Annotated in this window: 13 protein-coding genes; 10 read left to right on the top strand and 3 right to left on the bottom strand. The window is 41.4% G+C overall.

Features of this window, described 5'->3' with window-relative positions; all coding sequences use genetic code 11:
- Positions 1 to 716: 716 nt before the first annotated feature.
- Together gltB and ABWV72_RS16665 are read left to right on the top strand one after the other, a co-directional pair.
- Positions 717 to 5,183: a glutamate synthase large subunit gene (gene gltB / locus ABWV72_RS16670; protein WP_353371850.1), complete on the top strand. Its 4,467-nt coding sequence runs from the start codon at positions 717 to 719 to the stop codon at positions 5,181 to 5,183.
- Positions 5,184 to 5,198: 15 nt separating this feature from the next.
- Positions 5,199 to 6,614: a glutamate synthase small subunit GltD family protein gene (locus ABWV72_RS16665; protein ID WP_216049714.1), complete on the top strand. Its 1,416-nt coding sequence runs from the start codon at positions 5,199 to 5,201 to the stop codon at positions 6,612 to 6,614.
- 79 nt (positions 6,615 to 6,693) lie between these two features.
- Here ABWV72_RS16665 and ABWV72_RS16660 read toward each other — a convergent pair whose 3' ends face one another.
- The 3 genes from ABWV72_RS16660 to ABWV72_RS16650 all read right to left on the bottom strand — a co-directional run bounded on the left by ABWV72_RS16660 (position 6,694) and on the right by ABWV72_RS16650 (position 11,691).
- A complete protein-coding gene (locus ABWV72_RS16660) occupies positions 6,694 to 10,335 on the bottom strand; it encodes an FG-GAP repeat domain-containing protein (protein WP_353371848.1) in 3,642 nt (1,213 codons plus the stop codon).
- Positions 10,336 to 10,471: 136 nt separating this feature from the next.
- Positions 10,472 to 11,107 carry a DsbA family oxidoreductase gene (locus ABWV72_RS16655; RefSeq protein WP_353371873.1) on the bottom strand — a complete coding sequence of 212 codons (636 nt, stop codon included), beginning with the start codon at positions 11,105 to 11,107 and terminating at the stop codon, positions 10,472 to 10,474.
- Between the two features lie 47 nt (positions 11,108 to 11,154).
- Positions 11,155 to 11,691 (bottom strand): DUF2937 family protein, encoded by a 537-nt coding sequence (locus ABWV72_RS16650; protein ID WP_353371846.1) that lies wholly within the window; start codon positions 11,689 to 11,691, stop codon positions 11,155 to 11,157.
- 139 nt (positions 11,692 to 11,830) lie between these two features.
- Here ABWV72_RS16650 and ABWV72_RS16645 point away from each other — a divergent pair, with 139 nt between their 5' ends.
- The 8 genes from ABWV72_RS16645 to ABWV72_RS16610 all read left to right on the top strand — a co-directional run bounded on the left by ABWV72_RS16645 (position 11,831) and on the right by ABWV72_RS16610 (position 18,989).
- Complete coding sequence (locus ABWV72_RS16645) at positions 11,831 to 12,184, top strand: hypothetical protein (RefSeq protein ID WP_353371844.1); 354 nt, start codon at positions 11,831 to 11,833, stop codon at positions 12,182 to 12,184.
- Positions 12,185 to 12,370: 186 nt separating this feature from the next.
- Complete coding sequence (locus tag ABWV72_RS16640) at positions 12,371 to 12,964, top strand: DUF2726 domain-containing protein (RefSeq protein ID WP_216049710.1); 594 nt, start codon at positions 12,371 to 12,373, stop codon at positions 12,962 to 12,964.
- Positions 12,965 to 13,135: 171 nt separating this feature from the next.
- Positions 13,136 to 13,843 (top strand): 5'-methylthioadenosine/adenosylhomocysteine nucleosidase, encoded by a 708-nt coding sequence (locus tag ABWV72_RS16635; RefSeq protein ID WP_216049709.1) that lies wholly within the window; start codon positions 13,136 to 13,138, stop codon positions 13,841 to 13,843.
- A gap of 6 nt (positions 13,844 to 13,849) precedes the next feature.
- Positions 13,850 to 14,809: a cobalamin biosynthesis protein CobD/CbiB gene (locus ABWV72_RS16630; protein ID WP_303501228.1), complete on the top strand. Its 960-nt coding sequence runs from the start codon at positions 13,850 to 13,852 to the stop codon at positions 14,807 to 14,809.
- Between the two features lie 151 nt (positions 14,810 to 14,960).
- Entirely contained in the window at positions 14,961 to 16,352 is a 1,392-nt protein-coding gene (ahcY, locus tag ABWV72_RS16625) for an adenosylhomocysteinase (protein ID WP_353371841.1), read from the top strand.
- A 174-nt stretch (positions 16,353 to 16,526) separates the two neighbouring features.
- Positions 16,527 to 16,967, top strand: a complete 441-nt coding sequence (locus ABWV72_RS16620) for a hypothetical protein (RefSeq protein ID WP_216049706.1) — start codon at positions 16,527 to 16,529, stop codon at positions 16,965 to 16,967.
- Positions 16,960 to 17,529, top strand: a complete 570-nt coding sequence (locus tag ABWV72_RS16615; protein WP_216049705.1) for a GNAT family N-acetyltransferase — start codon at positions 16,960 to 16,962, stop codon at positions 17,527 to 17,529. The genes ABWV72_RS16620 and ABWV72_RS16615 overlap by 8 nt, the downstream gene beginning before the upstream one ends.
- A 128-nt stretch (positions 17,530 to 17,657) precedes the next feature.
- Positions 17,658 to 18,989: an NAD(P)/FAD-dependent oxidoreductase gene (locus tag ABWV72_RS16610; protein ID WP_353371838.1), complete on the top strand. Its 1,332-nt coding sequence runs from the start codon at positions 17,658 to 17,660 to the stop codon at positions 18,987 to 18,989.
- Positions 18,990 to 19,105: the final 116 nt, after the last annotated feature.

The raw sequence follows: 19,105 nt of genomic DNA, 5'->3' as shown, positions 1-19,105 counted from the left end.
ATGTTTCAATTAAATTAATGTTAAATAAACTGAATTTGTAACCCGCGCAGATGTCAAAAGACTTATTAACTGGGTTTTAAGCAAACTAATCTGTACCCAAGCAAACGAGTAAGTTTGACATTCCTAGGCCCTTGAATTGGTTTACACAGCCATGATTGAGTGAATTCTAAATTATCCAGAAACATCAATGTGTTTAATATTTATACTGCAACTGAATTACCAATCGAAACAATATGATATAAATTATTCTTAGCTAGTTCTTTACAGTTATGCAGTTTAATTAAATAATTATGCGGTTAGAAAGGACCAATAAAGTGGGTTGTTACAAAAACCACCAAATAATAAACGTATTGTTAACAAATGCTCATCTATTTTCAGCCTTTTTGAAGTGATTTACTTGATCAAAATGAATTTTGTAAGCATTTGATTTGGATTGATTTTATTATCATGAATTGTTAAACAATGGAAAAATTGAATGATTCGCTCGTTGCGCGGATTGATTTCTCCCTTTAATGTCGGTATTTTGTCAGGCCGCTTGGCTAAAAATTCATAAAAATTCGATAACCGGCTGGTACCCTCAAACAAACGACAAGAAAACAACATAAACCAGCAACGAGCAAAACTGACCACAGAAGTCAGGCTCAGTGCAGCTAAATACCAACATTCTAGTTGGCATGTACAACCTTTCTCAGCCAAAGGTTGAAGGAGTTACGTTAATGAGTTTGTATAACCCAAATGATTCAAAAGACAACTGTGGTTTTGGATTAATCGCCCACACTGAAGGTGAAGCTAGTCATAGACTGGTTACTACCGCAATTGAAGGCCTCGATCGCATGCAGCATCGTGGTGGTATTGCTGCGGATGGTAAAACCGGAGATGGTTGTGGATTGTTGTTGCAAAAACCAGATGAATTTTTCAATCTGATTGCAGCAGAAAATGGTTGGAAATTAGGCAAAAAGTATGGCGTAGGAATGATCTTCCTAAACCAAAATACAGAAAAAGCACAGATTGCTCGCCAAACAATAGAAGAAGAATTGTCCAAAGAAACCTTAGCAGTGGTAGGTTGGCGAGAAGTGCCAGTTGACCATTCGGTTTTAGGTGACCTTGCAGCCCAAGGTGTACCAAAAATGGAGCAAGTATTCGTCAATGCTCCTCCAGGATGGCGTAAAAGAGATTTAGAACGCCGCTTATTCATGGTTCGAAGACGGGTTGAAAAAAGATTAGTCGAAGACAGCGATTTTTACATTGCCTGTTTATCTGCACTAGTAACTATATATAAAGGCTTGGTAATGCCGAAAGATTTGCCAAACTTTTATTTGGATCTTGCCGATGAACGCTTAAAGTCCGCCATTTGTGTATTCCATCAACGTTTTTCTACGAATACATTACCTAAATGGCCGTTAGCGCAACCTTTCAGATTTTTAGCACATAACGGTGAAATCAATACCATTCGTGGTAATAGAGACTGGGCACAAGCTCGTTCGAAAAAGTTTGTAACACCGTTATTGCCTGATCTCCAAGATGCAGCTCCTTTTGTAAACACTGAAGGGTCAGACTCATCTTCGTTAGACAATATGCTGGAATTGTTTTTAGCCGGTGGTATGGATTTGTTTAGAGCCATGCGTTTGCTCGTTCCACCAGCATATCAAAATAACAGTACCATGGACGACGATCTTCGTGCGTTCTATGAGTTTAACTCAATGCACATGGAACCTTGGGACGGCCCTGCTGGTATCGTTATGACCAATGGTCGCCATGTGGCCTGTAACCTCGATAGAAATGGTTTACGTCCTGCCCGCTATGTATTAACCAAAGACGGCTTTATTACCCTTGCCTCAGAAATTGGCATTTGGGATTACAAGCCTGAAGATGTGGTTGAAAAAGGTCGTGTTGGACCGGGCGAAATGCTTGCTGTTGACACATACACAGGTAAGATTTGGCGCTCCAACGAAATTGATGAAGAATTAAAAACTCGCCATCCTTATAAAGAGTGGATTGATCAACACATCAAACACCTCAAGCCGATTGAAGAGTGTGACGCCAGCCAAATTGGTAAACGTGCCTTTGATGACGACATGATGAGCACCTATCACAAGCTGTTCAATTACAGCTATGAAGAAAATCAGCAAATCATTAAAGTGCTTGCCAATGATGGACAAGAAGCGGTTGGCTCTATGGGTGACGATACGCCTATGGCTGTTATGTCATCGAAACAGCGCACTGTATATGACTACTTCCGTCAGCAATTTGCTCAAGTAACTAATCCACCAATTGATTCATTACGGGAAAATCACGTAATGTCGTTGGCGACCTGTGTCGGTCGTGAACAGAACGTCTTTAGTGAAACATCGGGATATGCGAATCGAGTATTATTTAACTCACCGGTATTAATGTATACCGATCTGAAACAGCTGCGCGAATACGATTCTGAATATTATTATTCCGAGATTATCGATTTGAATTACCTTCCTGAAGAAGGACTCAAAAAGGCAATTGAGCGCATTTGTAATGAAGTCGAATACCTAGTTAAACAGAAACGTGCTGCGTTTGTAATATTATCAGACCGTAATATTAAGCAAAACAGATTGCCTATCCCTGCAGCTATGGCTGTTGGAGCAGTGCAGCGCCGTTTGATTGAAAAATCACTTCGTTGTGATGCCAACATAATAGTAGAAACCGCTTCAGCTCGTGACCCTCACCACTTCGCAGTGTTGATTGGTCTTGGCGCAACGGCTGTTTACCCATTCTTAGCCTATGAAACCATTGAACAAATGGTAGAAGAAGGTGAAATTGAACTGACCGCAATGCAAGCCACATTGAATTACCGTAAGGGTATCAATAAAGGTCTGTATAAAATCATGTCTAAAATGGGTATCAGTACTATCGCTAGTTACCGTAGCTCAAAATTATTTGAAGCTATCGGTATTAACAAAGAAGTCACTGAGCTATGTTTCAAAGGAATCCCAAGCCGAATACAGGGCACTGGATTTGAAGACTTTGAACAAGATCAAATTAATTTGAATCGAATTGCTTGGTTGAAGCGCAAGCCAATGTCTCACGGTGGACTATTAAAATACGTACACGGTGGCGAATACCATGCCTATAACCCCGATGTAGTTACCACTTTGCAGGTAGCGGTTAAGTCAGGCCGTTATGAAGATTACCAAGCTTATTCTGCGTTAGTAAATGGACGTTCACCGTCACATTTTCGTGACTTACTTGAACTGAATCCAGATACGGATCCTATTGACATCAGTGAAGTGGAGTCGGAGGATAAGTTATTCCCGCGTTTCGATACGGCAGCGATGTCGATTGGTGCACTTAGCCCTGAAGCACATGAAGCACTGGCTATCGCCATGAACCGTCTAGGCGGACAGTCCAACTCTGGTGAGGGTGGCGAAGATCCGGCGCGTTTTAACACCGAGAAAAATTCGAAAATCAAACAAGTGGCTTCAGGTCGCTTTGGTGTAACACCACATTATTTGGTCAACGCTAATGTTATCCAAATCAAAGTTGCACAAGGTGCTAAGCCCGGTGAAGGTGGTCAGCTTCCTGGTGATAAAGTAAATAATTACATTGCAGAGCTGAGATTCTCAGTACCAGGTGTAACACTAATATCACCACCTCCGCACCACGATATCTATTCAATTGAAGATTTAGCGCAGCTTATATTTGACTTAAAACAAGTTAATCCTAAAGCGCTTATCTCTGTGAAATTAGTTTCCGAGCCAGGGGTTGGAACTATTGCAACGGGTGTTGCTAAAGCTTATGCCGATTTAATTACAGTATCAGGTTACGACGGCGGTACAGGTGCGAGTCCGTTAACCTCAGTAAAATATGCAGGTAGCCCATTTGAACTTGGTCTTGCAGAAACTCAGCAAGCATTAGTAGAAAATGGTTTGCGTCATAAAGTTCGAGTACAAACTGATGGCGGTCTTAAAACCGGATTAGATGTAGTTAAAGCGGGTATTTTAGGTGCCGAAAGTTTCGGTTTCGGAACGGGTCCTATGGTTGCTTTAGGCTGTAAATATTTACGTATTTGTCATCTGAATAATTGTGCAACAGGTGTTGCAACTCAAGATGAAAAACTGCGGGATAACTACTTTATTGGTTTGCCTGAAATGGTGATGAACTACTTCAAGTTTATTGCGCAAGAAGTACGTGAAATCATGGCCTCTATGGGAGTGACTAAGTTCGAAGATTTAGTTGGCCGCACAGAGCTATTAAAAGTGATTGATGGTATTACTGCACGGCAAAGAAAACTCGATTTGAGTCCATTATTAGTGAAGCCCAAAGAAGGCTCACATACTAAGCTGTTTTGTTCAGAGGACGCTAATGCCCCCTTGGATGAAGGTTTATTAAACAAACAAATTTTAGCCGCATCACAAACTGCGATTAGCAAGATGTCTGGCGCGAACTTGTCGTTTTCAATTCGCAACACAGATCGTTCAGTGGGCGCACTTGTCTCTGGTGAGATTGCTAAACAGCATGGAAACCAAGGGATGCATGATGACCCAATCAAAGTGCACCTCACGGGTACCGCTGGCCAAAGTTTCGGAGTGTGGAACGCAGGCGGCTTAGAAATGACTCTTTGCGGTGACGCTAACGATTATGTGGGTAAAGGCATGACGGGTGGTAAATTGGTTATTTTCCCACCTCGCAACATTACTTTTGACCCTCATGTCAGCACTATCATGGGCAACACCTGTCTATACGGCGCCACAGGCGGCAAGTTGTTTGCAGCAGGTAAAGCCGGTGAGCGTTTTGGTGTGCGTAACTCGGGTGCCATTGCAGTAATAGAAGGCGCGGGTGACAACGGTTGTGAATATATGACCGGCGGCATAGTAGCGGTTCTAGGAAGTGTAGGCGTGAACTTTGGCGCAGGTATGACCGGTGGTTTCGCGTATTTATACGATGAATTCAACGACATCGAACACCGCGTTAATGGTGAACTTGTAGATATAATGTCAATTGAAGAAAAGGGCATATTATCTGAGCATTTACGTGGTTTAATTAACCAACACTACGAAGAAACGGGTAGCGAGCATGCGCTTATGTTATTAACTAATTTTGCCGAGCAATTGCAGAAATTTAGATTAGTAAAACCTAAGACTAGCGACGTGAAAAATCTGCTAGGCCACATAAGTCGGTCAACAGCAGAATTACGTATTCAGGCTCAGTAGAGGTAGGGTTAAAAAATGGCTAAAAATGTATACCAATTTGTAGATGTAGAAAGAATTGATCCTCCGAAGAAGCCCATTATTATGCGCAAAGAGGACTTCGGTGAAATCTATCAACCACTTTCTCAATCTCAAACTGAAGGACAAGCAGATAGATGCTTGGACTGCGGTAACCCTTATTGTGAATGGAAATGTCCAGTTCATAACTATATCCCTCAATGGCTAAAACTAGCCAACGAAGGAAAAATTTTAGAAGCAGCAGAGCTTTCTCATCAGACTAACAGTTTACCGGAAGTCTGTGGTCGAGTTTGTCCACAAGACAGACTTTGTGAGGGTGCATGTACGTTAAACGACGATTTTGGCGCGGTAACTATCGGAAGTATTGAAAAATATATCACCGACACTGCGTTTAAAATGGGTTGGCGACCAGATATGTCAGGTGTGATTAAAACTGACAAAAAAGTTGCCATAGTCGGTGCCGGCCCCGCCGGACTTGCCTGTGCAGACGTACTTGTTCGTAACGGTGTAACACCGGTTGTTTATGACAAATATGAAGAAATCGGTGGACTATTAACCTTCGGAATTCCTTCATTCAAGCTGGAAAAAGACGTGATTAAATTACGTCGTGAAATATTTACCAATATGGGTGTTGAATTCATTTTAAACACTGAAATTGGCAAAGATATTGAATTTCAACAGTTAATGGACGACTACGACGCGGTATTTCTAGGAATGGGAACTTATAACTCCATGAAAGGTGGATTTGAGAACGAAGGTGTTGCGGGTGTGTACGAAGCTCTTCCGTTCCTAATTGCCAATATTAATCGAGTGATGGGGATTGAAAAACAAGCATCAGACTTCATCGACATGAAAGGTAAGAAGGTTGTAGTGTTAGGGGGTGGAGACACCACCATGGACTGCGTACGCACATCTATTCGTCAAGGCGCTAGCTCTGTTACTTGTGCATATCGCCGTGATGAAGAAAGTATGCCAGGCTCTCGCCGTGAAGTGGTTAACGCCAAAGAAGAAGGCGTGCAGTTCCAGTTCAATCTACAACCTTTGGATATCGCAGTAGACGAATCAGGCAAAGCCTGTGGTGTGAAGCTGGTGAAAACAGAAATGGGTGAACCCGACGCACAAGGGCGTAGACGTCCTGTTGTGGTTGAAGGTTCTGAACACGTATTAGAAGCCGATGCGGTTATTATTGCCTTTGGTTTCCAACCTAGTCCTGCCAATTGGTTTGCCGATTACGGCATAATATTGGATGAAAAAGGCCGTGTTCGTGCGCCCGCTAAAGGTCGCTACCCGTTCCAAACATCAAATCCAAAAATATTCTCTGGTGGTGATATGGTACGTGGTTCTGATTTGGTGGTTACCGCCATTGATGAAGGCCGTAAAGCAGCCGATGGCATCATGGATTATCTAGGTGTGTAATTTGTTTTAATTAACATCTAAATGAAGCAAAACAAAAAAGGGCCAAAAGGCCCTTTTTTATTGATTTTAGAAATAGCGTTTATTTTATCCAATACATCATTTGCGAAGTGGACAGCATAAACTCTAGTTTCTGATCTGTGCCTAAGCGCACCTTTAAACCATGTGAACTAGGTTGTCCGATTAACCCAGGACTACTCCACCGAATTTTTCCTTGTGACGATAGCTTTTTAATCTGATACAGATATTCCTCTGGAAAAATATTATTATTTATTCGTTTAGATGTTGTGACAAATATATCCTGGTTTGTCTCTGAGGTTGGGTCTATCGCAAGATCATAAACTTCACTATCGACTTTATTACGGGCAACTTCTGTAAACCTATTATCGTTTAACTCATACACCACTAAAGTTTGAGAATAGGATGAATATTGTTCTGCTTGCAAACATGCCAGTTCCAATTCTGCATCACTATCAAAATTGAACAATTCTATTCTCATACAAGATTCGTCAATGAAAGACTGCTCTGAAAAGAAGCTACCATTGGTTGTTAGAAACGACATCTTGTCACCAAATGAAACTAGGACTACCCCTGTATCATTAATGCTAGTAGCAACGAAGTCCCGAATAGAATGATCAAATGTATAATTCGCTATTATCGATTGATTTTGCACATCTACCGCTTTCAAAGCTTGCCCATCGACATACACAGCATCGTCAAACCCATCGTCATTTAGATCTTTAGCGCGAATGATACCAATATCAGAATTGTAATCACCGGCTATCTGCCAGATAGTGCTGTAATCAGAAAGTTGAATAACAGAGAGTGCGCCATCGTATAACTCGGTGCTTGGTAAAAATATGTCACCAAAACCATCGTTATTAAAGTCAGTAGTAACCGCATAACGATTATTACTCCAATTGGAAGAAATCTCGTCACTCAACAAAAACTCGCCGCTTTCATGCAAAGACAAAACACGTCCTCCACCATAACCATTCGACGTTGATGGTACGAAAAACACCGCTTTTTCATCATTATCTTCAATATTCGACCAGCCAGCACTGCTAAAGTAATCCAACTGCACTGCACCTGAAGTGTCTTTAACGGTAAGGCTGTCTCCATCAATATCCGCTACTACAAAGATGTTCTGTCCTGAGTGGGTAATACCTGTTCCCCAGTGCAGTTCTAGCTGTCCATCGTTGTCAGAATCACCACTGACAAGAGAGCTAGAGTCATGATCTTGGGAATCAACTTCCCACAATTTAGAGAGGTCATTATCGATCAAATTGTAAACCGTAATATTGCCCCATTGGCAATCACCAACAACAAGCTCATCTATCCCATCATTGTTTAAATCTTCACTTAATAAAGTGCAGGTATTAAAGTTGTCAAAGCTATACAACTGAGTTTTATCTACCGCCGAATACAGACTTATATTCCCCCAGTTATCCGCGCCAGCAATTTCAGCAATACCATCGCCGTCAAAATCACCGGTGGTAAGATGACTATCTCCGAATTGAGTGCTGTTTAGCCACTGATTTTGCCAAGTAATTGCATCATAAACACGGCCGTTATTTGTCACTAACTCCAAATTACTGTCAGCGTCGACGTTGGCAAATTCAATTTGTTTTGCAGAGTCCAAATTAGTAGTGAAAAGTGTGACATCAGGATTATTTAACGACACCACATGCAATTGAACTGTATCTGAATAAGTACTTTGTGCACTAAGAAATGCGATTTCTAGCGTTCCGTCACCATCGATATCAATTACCGACGCAAAATGCAGGTAGTCAGTTGTTTCAAACAAAATGCTAGCCTGCTGATCGAGCCCATTAATTACGCTCACCCCTTGTTCAGTAATAACAACAATTTCTTGTTGGGCATCATCATCCAAATTTGCTTTAAGCACCTGGACAATTCGTCCATCAGTAGGCAACTTATAGGGGTATACCCATTTTTGTTGATATTTTTGTTCATTAAATTCAAGCAAGAAAAGGCTATAAAGATTATCAGTTGATAGAATTTCATTTTTGTTGTCGCCATCAAAGTCGGCTATTTGTATGGATTTACTATTAGTGGGGACGGTTATGCCTGAACGAGCTAACGGCATATCTACCTCGGCCGACACTTCAATTGGCACAACTATCCCTTCGGGCATTGTCTCGTCATCATTCGGCAGTGAGAAAGTAAAATCATAAAATTGTTGTGAGAATGAGAAATCGCTAGGGACATGCCAAGTGACCTGTCCAGCGGTATCAATAACCGCACCTTCAGGACCAACAAGTAGGTTAGCCGCAGCTTCATCAACACCTAGATCAGGGTCATATGCGGTAACGTTAAATTTCACCACATCACCTGCTCGAATATTTTCCGGCACGTCACTTACGCGCAATTCAGCTGGAGCATCTTGAATGTAAATTTCTATTCCCACGCCTTCGATGCTATTGACTCCGTCCGAGACAACCATCGCAGCTTTAACGATATCACCATAAACAGCTAGATATGGAGGGAAGGTGTCAGCGGTTTGCTCACTGACGAGAATGTTATTGATGTACCAACGGTAACTAAGCGTTAAATCCTCGCTGCTATTGTCTGGATCATTGTAAAATCCCGGAGAAAGGTTAATTGCAGTAGTCGTGGTTATTTCGTCGTAATTATTCAGATAAGGTCTATCTACAGTGGGAGGAATTGACATCATCTCCACTGAGACTAATGTTTTAGCAGTGACTGACCCGTACAACAATTCGCTGACATTACTAAAATAAGTACCAATATCGTAAGTACCGTCAGAATCAGTATCTTCCAAATAACGAATAAAATTGCTGCTCAGGTCTGAACCAAAGTCGAAGGCAACCAACTTGTCGGCTTCTAGCAATACGCTGCCAGAACTAAGAAAAGGTGGGGTGCCGACAGCGTCTTCCAAACTAAATGCTATTTTACCTTCTTCACCTATGAATAGCTCCCCGGTTAAATCAAATGAATCTTGGTAGTCGACAGTGACAACTTCTAATTGAGCATCCAGTAATAATTGCTGGTCATCGATAATAAACAGGACATGTTGATGATTTTCTAGGCTGTAATTTTGGTCATTATCATATTGCGAAGAGTAAAAATCTGAATACCCGGTTAACTTGATAGATTGCTCATCAAAAGTCCAACCTAAATTATCGAAGTAATAGGTTATATCGACCTCTGTTTCGGTCAATGTTTGAATACTTAAAGCAATACTACCGGTAATTGGAAAACCATTATCAACGTCATTACAATTAGTGTAAGTAACGGCTAAGTTCCCTTGATAAGCACTATTCAATTTTCCTTTATACTTAGCTGTACCTTGGTAATCACAGGCAAATGTAATATCAATATTGCCGTTGCCATCCATTTGGTCCGTGAAATTATCATCAGCAATGAACGGAGTTTCAGTGGCATCATCATCAAATAAGTACTTAAATGCCCGTTGAGCAACGTCAAGGTCGATACTTGCAACGCTTGTTCGGCCGGTATATCGAGAGTCCATTAATTCGGTAGCCGCACTTTTTAATTCAGTTGCTGAATAATCTGTCGCATTAGCAATAACTTGGGTAGGTGTGGGCGTATTATTAGTGGGTCCACCTCCTCCTCCAGAGTTGGAAGAATTGCCCCCATCTCCACCTCCGCCACCACCACAGGCGGACAGAGCTAAAAAGCTAATCAACAAAAACGACGAGCGACACGATAGCAGCATAATTTTTCCTTAAAAACACTTCACACAGCATTAAACGGTGAAGATGCAGCACGCATTCCCTTACATTTACGCTGATTAAAATCCATCAAAATAGTAAATCAATAATAATATTAACACTAGTGATTATTAGTTAAGCCTATTCTTCCTTAGCAATTTGTCTCAGTGCTTGTTCAAACACATCCACTGGTTGGCCGCCACTAATAAGGTGTTTATTATTAACGATGACGGCGGGCACCGAATGTATACCGGCTTGCTGGTAGTGGGCTTGAGCCGTTCTAACATCTTGTTCGAACTTATCGCTATTTAAAATTGCCGATGCTTTTTCACCATCTAAACCTACTTCTTCAACCACCTCTAACAATTGTTGATGGTCACTTGGATTACCTGATTGTTTGAAGTACAGATCGAACAGCGCTAGTTTTAATTCTGTTTGTTTTCCGTACTCTTGCGCCCAATGGAGTAAACGATGAGCGTCAAAAGTATTGAAGATACGTCCCCCTCCCCGATTACCGAACTCATAACCCACATCGAGACCTCGTTGTTTAATGGCTTCTCGATTTTGCTCTGCCTGCTTCATACTGATGCCATATTTTTGGGTAATATGCTCACCAATTTCCTGGCCTTCTGGCGGCATTTGCGGATTAAGTTCAAATGGCTGCCAATCAATATTAACGGTTATCTCTGTCGCTAAATTTTCAATCGCTTGGGAGAGTGCTTTATACCCTATAATGCACCAAGGGCACGATACGTCTGAGACTATGTCTATCTGCATATTTTTCAAATTTTTGATCCTTAATAAAATAAATAGCTGGGTGGAATTTAGGAATGACTATGATGGTGACCACGAAGTTTGGCTGCACATTTGCGGCAGGTGAAGGCCGTCGTATCAATGGTTAACAACAAAATAACGGCAAAGCCTAATCCCCAAATAATCGCTAATGGGCTTAGCGGTACAGTAAAATTGAAGCTTTGGAAAGCTTCTAGCCTGAGCTGTTCGTCTGCATCTTGCACTAGATGCCATGCCTGTTTAAGGGGATGTTGAGACATAGCGGTATACTCAGCCTCTAACAGTTCAACGCGCTGGTAAATAGAGCTGATACTAATAGCATCTTGCTTAAATACAGGATCGTTACTTTCTTTATAATAGGCGATGAGTTTTTTTATGTTGCCACTAAAATACCTATCAGCAGTGAATTGAAAGCCCGCAAGGTTTTGTTTAGCTTCGAGTAAATGGGCTTCAACGCGCTGTTGATATTGCTGCATAAAACCGGGAGCTTGAACACCGAGCAGCACACCACTAGCGAACAGAAAGAGCCGTAGGTAATCTGCAAATTGTCGTACTAACCACCTGATCATACTGACTTACTCAATTGTATACGTTAAAAAAAGTCAATCGTCTTGCTCCCACCCCCGCCAACTTCTATAGTGTGACAAGATGTTTGTATATGACAGGTAAAAAGCAGTGAAGTTTAGTTTAACCTTAAAAAGGCTCCCAATGATTGCAGTTTTCTCTGCTCTGGCGTTATTTTCAATAGAGAGTCAAGCTCAGGACAATGCAACGGCAGAAATGACATCACAATCTTGTCCGCAAGAATTTTACTCATTGCCCTTATTTCCAAACCCAAAAATGTGTCAAGTGTTCGCACCTGAACTCCCCGCTAGTCTGACCTATCATGCCGCAACGGATCAACAAAGTGCACAAAACTTTTATATTCAAAAATTGGGAAAAGCTGAACAAGTTAAAACACTCAAAGGCCGCATTCTAATGCAGTATGATAGCGCCAAAAAAATCATAATCCTTTCCAAAGATGGAGCCGGAACACAAGTCGATGTGCTAGTGAAATCCTAGTACCCGGCACTTATCCACAACCACAATTCGTCCACTTGCACGTCAACATATTGGTTTTCTAGATAATTTATACACCCGCACGCTACCTTGTGGCACTGTCTTTGCTATTTCCAATTGAAATCTACAGGTTTGATGATTATTCGACGAAAGCGTCAAATTTTTGTCTCTTTTTTGAGGAAAGGTCTTATGGAACTAGCCATTATTTTAATGATGATGTTGATCATTGTAGCAATAGCTGCGCTTAAATTGAGTGACGGTGGTTTATCATTTCCGTTTAAACGAAAAACATCTTTACTCACGCAAACTGAACTCAGTTTTTTAGATTTAATTGAAAGTGCCATGGGTCAGCGATATCGGGTGCTGTGTAGAACAAGGTTGTCTGAAATTGTTTCGTTGCGTCAAAATACTGACAAACGAGCAGCCAAAAACGCACTGCTCAAAGCATCCAGTCGTCAATTAGATTTTGTACTTTGTAACAAATCCGACATGAGTCCCGTCATGGCAATTGACTTAGTGCGTGACGGTGGCAAAGATGGCTACAAAACCCAGCGTGATTGGTATGTCACTAGTGCTTTGGATGCCGCCCGAATTCCTCACTTACGCATTAAAGTAAAAGCAGGTTACAGCAAGGCAGAAATAAAAGAATGTATCGATGCAAAACTTGCCCCACTGCAACGGAAAACACCAAAGCCTGTAATGCCTGGAACTAACAATCCAGATAATCCCCGTGCAGATAAACCGAAAAGACCAATGCGTTCCACTCGTCCAGTGGCGGCCTAGTGAATATCAACGCGCTGAACAGTTAATTTAAACGCCCTTTGTTTGAAAAATCGACAAAGGGCTTTTTTCTAAGCAAAAAATCATCATCTTTTCACATAATGTTGCCGCAAACCTCGCAATTTGAGCCCGTAAATATTAAAATCCGCGCAAATTCATCCAACTAAAAATATCATGAAAATAGCAATCTTAGGCGCTATGGATCAAGAAGTAGCGTTACTAAAAGAGACGCTTGAAAACGTAGAAGTATCTGAATACGCTCACCTTAATTTTTATGCAGGTAAGTTACACGGCGTCGATGTAGTAGTCGTAAAATGCGGAATTGGTAAAGTCGCTGCATCCGTAGCCACGACAATATTAATTGATAGGTTCGCTCCTGACTTTGTGGTAAATACCGGTTCTGCAGGCGGTTTTGACACAGATCTTAGTATTGGTGATCTAGTAATAGGTACTAGTGTTCAGCATCACGATGTAGATCTCACTCACTTTGGTTATGAACGTGGGCAAGTATACGGTATGCCAGCCATCTTCCCCTGTGACCAACGTTTAATCGAAGCAGCAGAACATGCGGCTAAAGACGTGGTGCATGTTAAAAGTAAGCGCGGGTTAATTTGTACCGGTGACTCCTTCATTGGTTGTGATGACGCAGCGACGCGACTTCGAGGTTTATTTCCTGACATGCGTGCAGTTGAAATGGAAGGAGCTGCGATAGGCCAGACGTGCTATATGCTAGATACGCCTTTTGTAGTGATACGCTCGCTATCAGACATCGCGGGACAGACGTCCTCCGTTTCGTTTAAATCATATATTGACCAAGCAGCTAAGAATTCTGCAGAACTGGTAATGAGTATGATTGCAGAAATGGCTCAACAGCAGATATAACCCATTATGATGGCTATTTATGAAGCCCTACAGCAATCCGGTTTTTTACCTTTATTGGTAATAATAACCGCATTGATACTGGAGTGGCTCATACCCTGGCCCGAAAAAGCTCATCCTTTGACACTATTGCGGCTAATGGCACTAAACCTGGCCGCAAGAGTGAACCCCAATGCCCCAAGAAGTGCTGCCCAGCAACGTATTTCTGGGAGTCTGGCGATCATAGTGCTGTTAGCTCCGATATTAGTGATCATTTCTATCCCGTTATTTCTTGCCGAATACCCATTATTTTTCGATACCCTAATGTTAATTGTGGCGATTCAATTTCAACCTGTACGACGCCATTTTAAAGGCGTGCAAAAAGCGTTGAAATCGGAAAAGAAAAATCTCGCAAGGCACCATTTAAATGGGCTTGTGCTTCGAGAAACCAACACACTAACACCAATGGGTATTGCTAAAGCGGCAATTGAATCCCTAAATCAACGATTCATCTACCAACAATTCGCTATTATCTTTTGGTATTTATTGGCAGGAGGATTAGCAGCGTTGGTCATTCGCATGTTGTATGAGTTAAACCAAATTTGGAACATGAAACTTGTTAAAAACCGCCAGTTTGGTTTGCCCATCGCTTTGTTAACCCAATTATTGTTGTTTGTACCACAAGTTATTTTTGCTTTGATTTTTTCGATTGGCACTGGCTTTGTAGGCGCTTACAAAGGGTTTAAGGGTGTGTCGCAAAAACAATTTTTTAATAGTTATATTAAAGCCATCATTGGTGGTGGTTTGGGGGTTCAACTAGGGGGTCCTGCAATTTATCAAAATATCAAAATACGTTCACAACGCGTAGGCGCCAGCCGAGAAGTTCGCTATGCCGATTTGCAACGAAGTTGGCAATCCATGTATCAGACGTTATTTATATTTTTAACATTAATAGCGTTAGTCTTGGCAGTCACTTATAAATTATTTTAAGTGATCTTTTCTATACTTCCTTTTCTATAATGTTAACTAGCACAAATTAATAAGTTGTAGTTTAATTGAACAGTTAACAAAAAAGCATACACTGTAGTTATCGTATTCTAGAAACGATATATCTTTCACCTTTGTAAAATCGGAAGTTTATATGAATCAAGAAAATCATGTCATGGTCACCGGCGATTATAAAGTCGCCGACATCAATCTAGCTGATTGGGGACGTAAAGAACTCACTATTGCAGAAAGTGAAATGCCTGCACTGATGAAGATTCGTGAAAAGTATCGTGCTTCACAACCGTTGAAAGGAGCCAATATTCTAGGTTGTATTCACATGACGATTCAAACCGGTGTATTAATCGAAACCTTAGTAGATTTAGGCGCGAATGTCCGTTGGTCTTCATGCAATATATTTTCTACTCAAGATCAAGCTGCCGCAGCAATTGTAGCTGCTGGAGTGCCAGTTTATGCTTGGAAAGGTGAAACCGAAGAAGAATACGAATGGTGTCTTGAGCAAACCATATTAAAAGATGGTCAGCCATGGGATTCTAATATGGTTTTAGATGACGGCGGCGATCTCACACAAATGCTGCATGACAAATACCCTCAGGTGCTAAACAATGTGCACGGCATCACTGAAGAAACCACTACAGGTGTGCACCGTCTATTAGAAATGTTAGAAGCTGGCACGCTCAAAGTGCCTGCTATAAACGTAAATGATTCAGTAACCAAATCCAAAAATGATAATAAATACGGCTGTCGTCATAGTCTCAATGATGCCATAAAACGTGCAATCGACCATTTGATGGCCGGTAAAAAAGCACTGGTAATCGGCTATGGTGACGTTGGAAAAGGCTCTGCCCAGTCACTCCGTCAAGAGGGTATGATAGTGCGCGTTGCGGAAATTGACCCGATTTGTGCAATGCAAGCCTGCATGGACGGTTTTGAGTTAGTCTCACCCTATATTGATGGCAACAATAGTGGCAAGATCGAAGACATCAACACAGCCTTATTGAGTAATGTAGATTTAGTGGTAACTACCACTGGCAACGTCAACGTATGTGATTCAAATATTCTTAAATCTTTAAAATCCGGCGCTGTGGTATGTAATATTGGTCATTTTGACAATGAAATCGATACCGCTTTTATGCGTAAAAATTGGCGCTGGGACGAAATTAAACCTCAGGTTCATAAAGTCTTTAGAAGTGATGATGAACAAGATCATTTGTTATTACTATCCGAAGGCAGATTAGTCAATTTAGGTAATGCGACTGGGCATCCATCACGTATTATGGACGGCTCTTTTGCGAACCAAGTTTTAGCCCAAATCCTGTTGTTTGAGCAAGGTTATGCCAATCTTGATGATGCAAAAAAGGCCGAAGTGCTGCGAGTAGAAGTGCTGCCAAAACATCTTGATGAAGAAGTTGCTCGTTATATGGTGGAAGGTTTCGGTGGCGTGATCACCAAATTAACCCAGCAACAAGCAGATTATATCAATGTACCTCTGCATGGTCCTTTCAAAACCGATGCCTATCGCTATTAAACCTTATTAAATACGATTTTTATCGGTTCCTAGATAACTGACTGTCATTTGCGACACCAAATAATGGTCGGTTATTAACCTACTTTAGTCTAATTGCATAGATACTCTGTTTGAAAATTCGCGCTAAGTGCTATTATTAACCTAGTATAATCTGAACTTTGAACCAGAAGAGAAATGATGACTGAATACTCAGGAAGAGATAGGTTTGCCAGTTACACATTGTCTTATAGTGACAAAATTCTTACGGGTGTAGTTACCGGACCAATAGGATTCCAATTGGCCACTCAGTACGATCGAGATTTGACTAAAATATTACAAACTATCCCAGATAAATACTTTGGATATGTCGGTGATTTCTCAGCTTGTCAAGCATATACCGACGATGCAACGAGCGTCGTTCATATAACTCATCAAAAGACTGAACAAGCAGGCTGCGTGGTTGACGCCTACTGCGTAGGCACAGCATTATCTACCGAGCAGCTTCGTCGCATTCGCAGCGCGGCGAAAAATCCAGCATCATTAGATGAAAGGGTTTATGAAAATTACCAACAATGCGTCAGTTTTGTGCACTCAGTTTTACAACAAATAGAGTCCTCCATTGAACCTAATGCATAATCAACAAATTCAATTTTGTCCTTTAGACCCTTCACATTTCGAGCGCGTTCTAAATTTGGCCAATCATGTTCATGGAGCTAATTATCTTAATCAAAACGCGATAGAAACTTTATACAAGCAGTCTTTCGCAAATAATATAAATGCGAGCTTTGTGTCACTAATTGGAGACGAATTAATCGGTTTTAGACTGACAATAGCGGCCAACAACTGGATTCCAGATAAATGGTGTACGCCAGAGCGATGGGGAGTGCCTGTAGAGCAAGTTTGTTATTTTAAGTGTAATACCGTTAACGACAAGTACCGCGGAGCAGGTATCGGCTCTAAATTACTTTCATTGTCGATTAAAAAAGCACAACAACAAGGTGCATTGGCTGGTCTGGCACATATCTGGCTAGCAAGCCCTGGGAATAGCGCATTTCGGTATTTTTCCAAATGCGGAGGAAAGCTGGTAAAGCAGCATCCAGGGAAATGGCAATCTTCCAGTATTGAAGACGACTATGTTTGTCCCGTTTGCAAAGACCTCTGTGAATGCGTCGCCGCTGAAATGCTTTTGAAGTTCTAATATTTATCCCTTGAAGTTTCTAACGCATAAAGGCAATTAAATTTATCGGTCTTAGAATGCACGAGCTCCCTAACTAAAATGAAACTCAATCTTTATAAACGACATATACAATAGGCACTTAATAGAATATGTATGATCCTATCGTTGAGCCATATCCAAAATCTCATCAACAATATCCCGATTCATATTGGGCTAAAAGTATCGAAAAATTTCCAGAAACAACGTCATTAGTTAATGATATACAAGCTGATATCGCCATCATAGGCGCCGGATATACAGGCCTTTCCTCTGCTTACCATCTAGCTAAAAAGTATGGCAAGTCTGTGGTCGTAATTGAAGCCAACGATCCTGGTTGGGGTTGCAGCGGGCGTAATGCCGGTTTCGTGCTGCCAGGAACTGGCCGATTATCACTGCTTGATATGGAACAAAAATGGGGCAGAGAGACAGCTCAAAGTGTTTTCCAAGAATATATGGAGTCGATTGACACTGTTAACGACTTTATCGAGCAAGGTAATATTGATTGTGATAAAACTCCTGGCGGTTACCTTAAACTTGCCCATAAACGCGCAAAAGTAGAAGGGTTAAGAAAGCAAGCTGAAAAATTAAGTGAGCGCTACGGTGAATCAGTCAAGTTCGTTTGCAGTCAGGAAGTAAATAACGCGTTTTTAAAAAGTGCCAATATGTTCGGTGGTATCTATTTTGATAAGAGTTTTGCAGTCAATCCAATGAAATTGGTGCTCGGCTATTATCAAATGGCAACAGAAGCTGGTGTTAAGGTTTTTTCCAACTCGCCTGTGATTAATTGGCAGCAAAAAACCAATCATCATTGCCTATATACTCAAAACGGCCGAGTAACCGCGGAAAAAGTTATTATTGCCACTAATGGTTATACGGGCTCAAAGATGCATCCGATAATCGAAAACCGTCACTTCCCAGTGCTCTCTAGCATCATTGTGACAAGGCCTCTGAAAATTTCCGAATTGGCGACCATCCAGCTCAAGGCGGGTTTAATGGCAATGGATACACGCCGCATGAAATACTATTATCGATTGCTACCGGATAATCGAATCTTATTCGGCGGAAGAGGCGCGATAAATGGCAAAAAAGCAAACAACTCAATCAATAAAAAGCGCCTCGCCCAAGGTCTTAAAAATACTTTCCCGGTGTTAGAAAATATAGATATCGATCATTTTTGGAGTGGCTGGGTCAGTGCGAGTTACGACAATTACCCTAGAATTAATCACAGTGAGGACAAGAGCATCCATTACTCGATGGGATACTGCGGTTCGGGATTGGCTTTTTCTACACTGGCAGGCAAACGTCTAGCGCAAAACATCTGTGCGCCTGAAAGCCTACCAAACTTGCCATTTTGGCAGTCGCAGTTACCCAAGTTTCCATTATCACAATTTCGCCGTGTCGGACTTAGCGCTTATTACGCGTTAGCTTCGCTACGTGATTAACCCTAGTGATAAGGCGCTCGCCTTGTCACTGCAGCAACTTATTGCAAGGCAATCCTCGCCTTTCAAACATGCTGTAGTCTCTAAAAAAATAATGCGCAAACATGGTTGTATGCGCA

The organism is Aliiglaciecola sp. NS0011-25 (genome assembly GCF_040370605.1).
Taxonomy (GTDB): domain Bacteria; phylum Pseudomonadota; class Gammaproteobacteria; order Enterobacterales; family Alteromonadaceae; genus Aliiglaciecola; species Aliiglaciecola lipolytica_A.
The sequence above is the reverse complement of the archived record's forward strand: the minus strand, read 5'-3'. Positions and strand labels throughout refer to the sequence as shown.

Excerpts from the sequence above, each read along its gene's own strand:
- ABWV72_RS16660 (WP_353371848.1), bottom strand. The coding sequence starts at position 10,335 with ATGCTGCTATCGTGTCGCTCGTCGTTTTTGTTGATTAGCTTTTTAGCT.
- ABWV72_RS16620 (WP_216049706.1), top strand. The coding sequence starts at position 16,527 with ATGATGACTGAATACTCAGGAAGAGATAGGTTTGCCAGTTACACATTG.
- ABWV72_RS16655 (WP_353371873.1), bottom strand. The coding sequence starts at position 11,107 with ATGCAGATAGACATAGTCTCAGACGTATCGTGCCCTTGGTGCATTATA.
- ABWV72_RS16610 (WP_353371838.1), top strand. The coding sequence starts at position 17,658 with ATGTATGATCCTATCGTTGAGCCATATCCAAAATCTCATCAACAATAT.
- ABWV72_RS16635 (WP_216049709.1), top strand. The coding sequence starts at position 13,136 with ATGAAAATAGCAATCTTAGGCGCTATGGATCAAGAAGTAGCGTTACTA.
- ABWV72_RS16630 (WP_303501228.1), top strand. The coding sequence starts at position 13,850 with ATGATGGCTATTTATGAAGCCCTACAGCAATCCGGTTTTTTACCTTTA.
- ABWV72_RS16615 (WP_216049705.1), top strand. The coding sequence starts at position 16,960 with ATGCATAATCAACAAATTCAATTTTGTCCTTTAGACCCTTCACATTTC.
- gltB (WP_353371850.1), top strand. The coding sequence starts at position 717 with ATGAGTTTGTATAACCCAAATGATTCAAAAGACAACTGTGGTTTTGGA.
- ABWV72_RS16640 (WP_216049710.1), top strand. The coding sequence starts at position 12,371 with ATGGAACTAGCCATTATTTTAATGATGATGTTGATCATTGTAGCAATA.
- ABWV72_RS16665 (WP_216049714.1), top strand. The coding sequence starts at position 5,199 with ATGGCTAAAAATGTATACCAATTTGTAGATGTAGAAAGAATTGATCCT.
- ABWV72_RS16650 (WP_353371846.1), bottom strand. The coding sequence starts at position 11,691 with ATGATCAGGTGGTTAGTACGACAATTTGCAGATTACCTACGGCTCTTT.
- ahcY (WP_353371841.1), top strand. The coding sequence starts at position 14,961 with ATGAATCAAGAAAATCATGTCATGGTCACCGGCGATTATAAAGTCGCC.
- ABWV72_RS16645 (WP_353371844.1), top strand. The coding sequence starts at position 11,831 with ATGATTGCAGTTTTCTCTGCTCTGGCGTTATTTTCAATAGAGAGTCAA.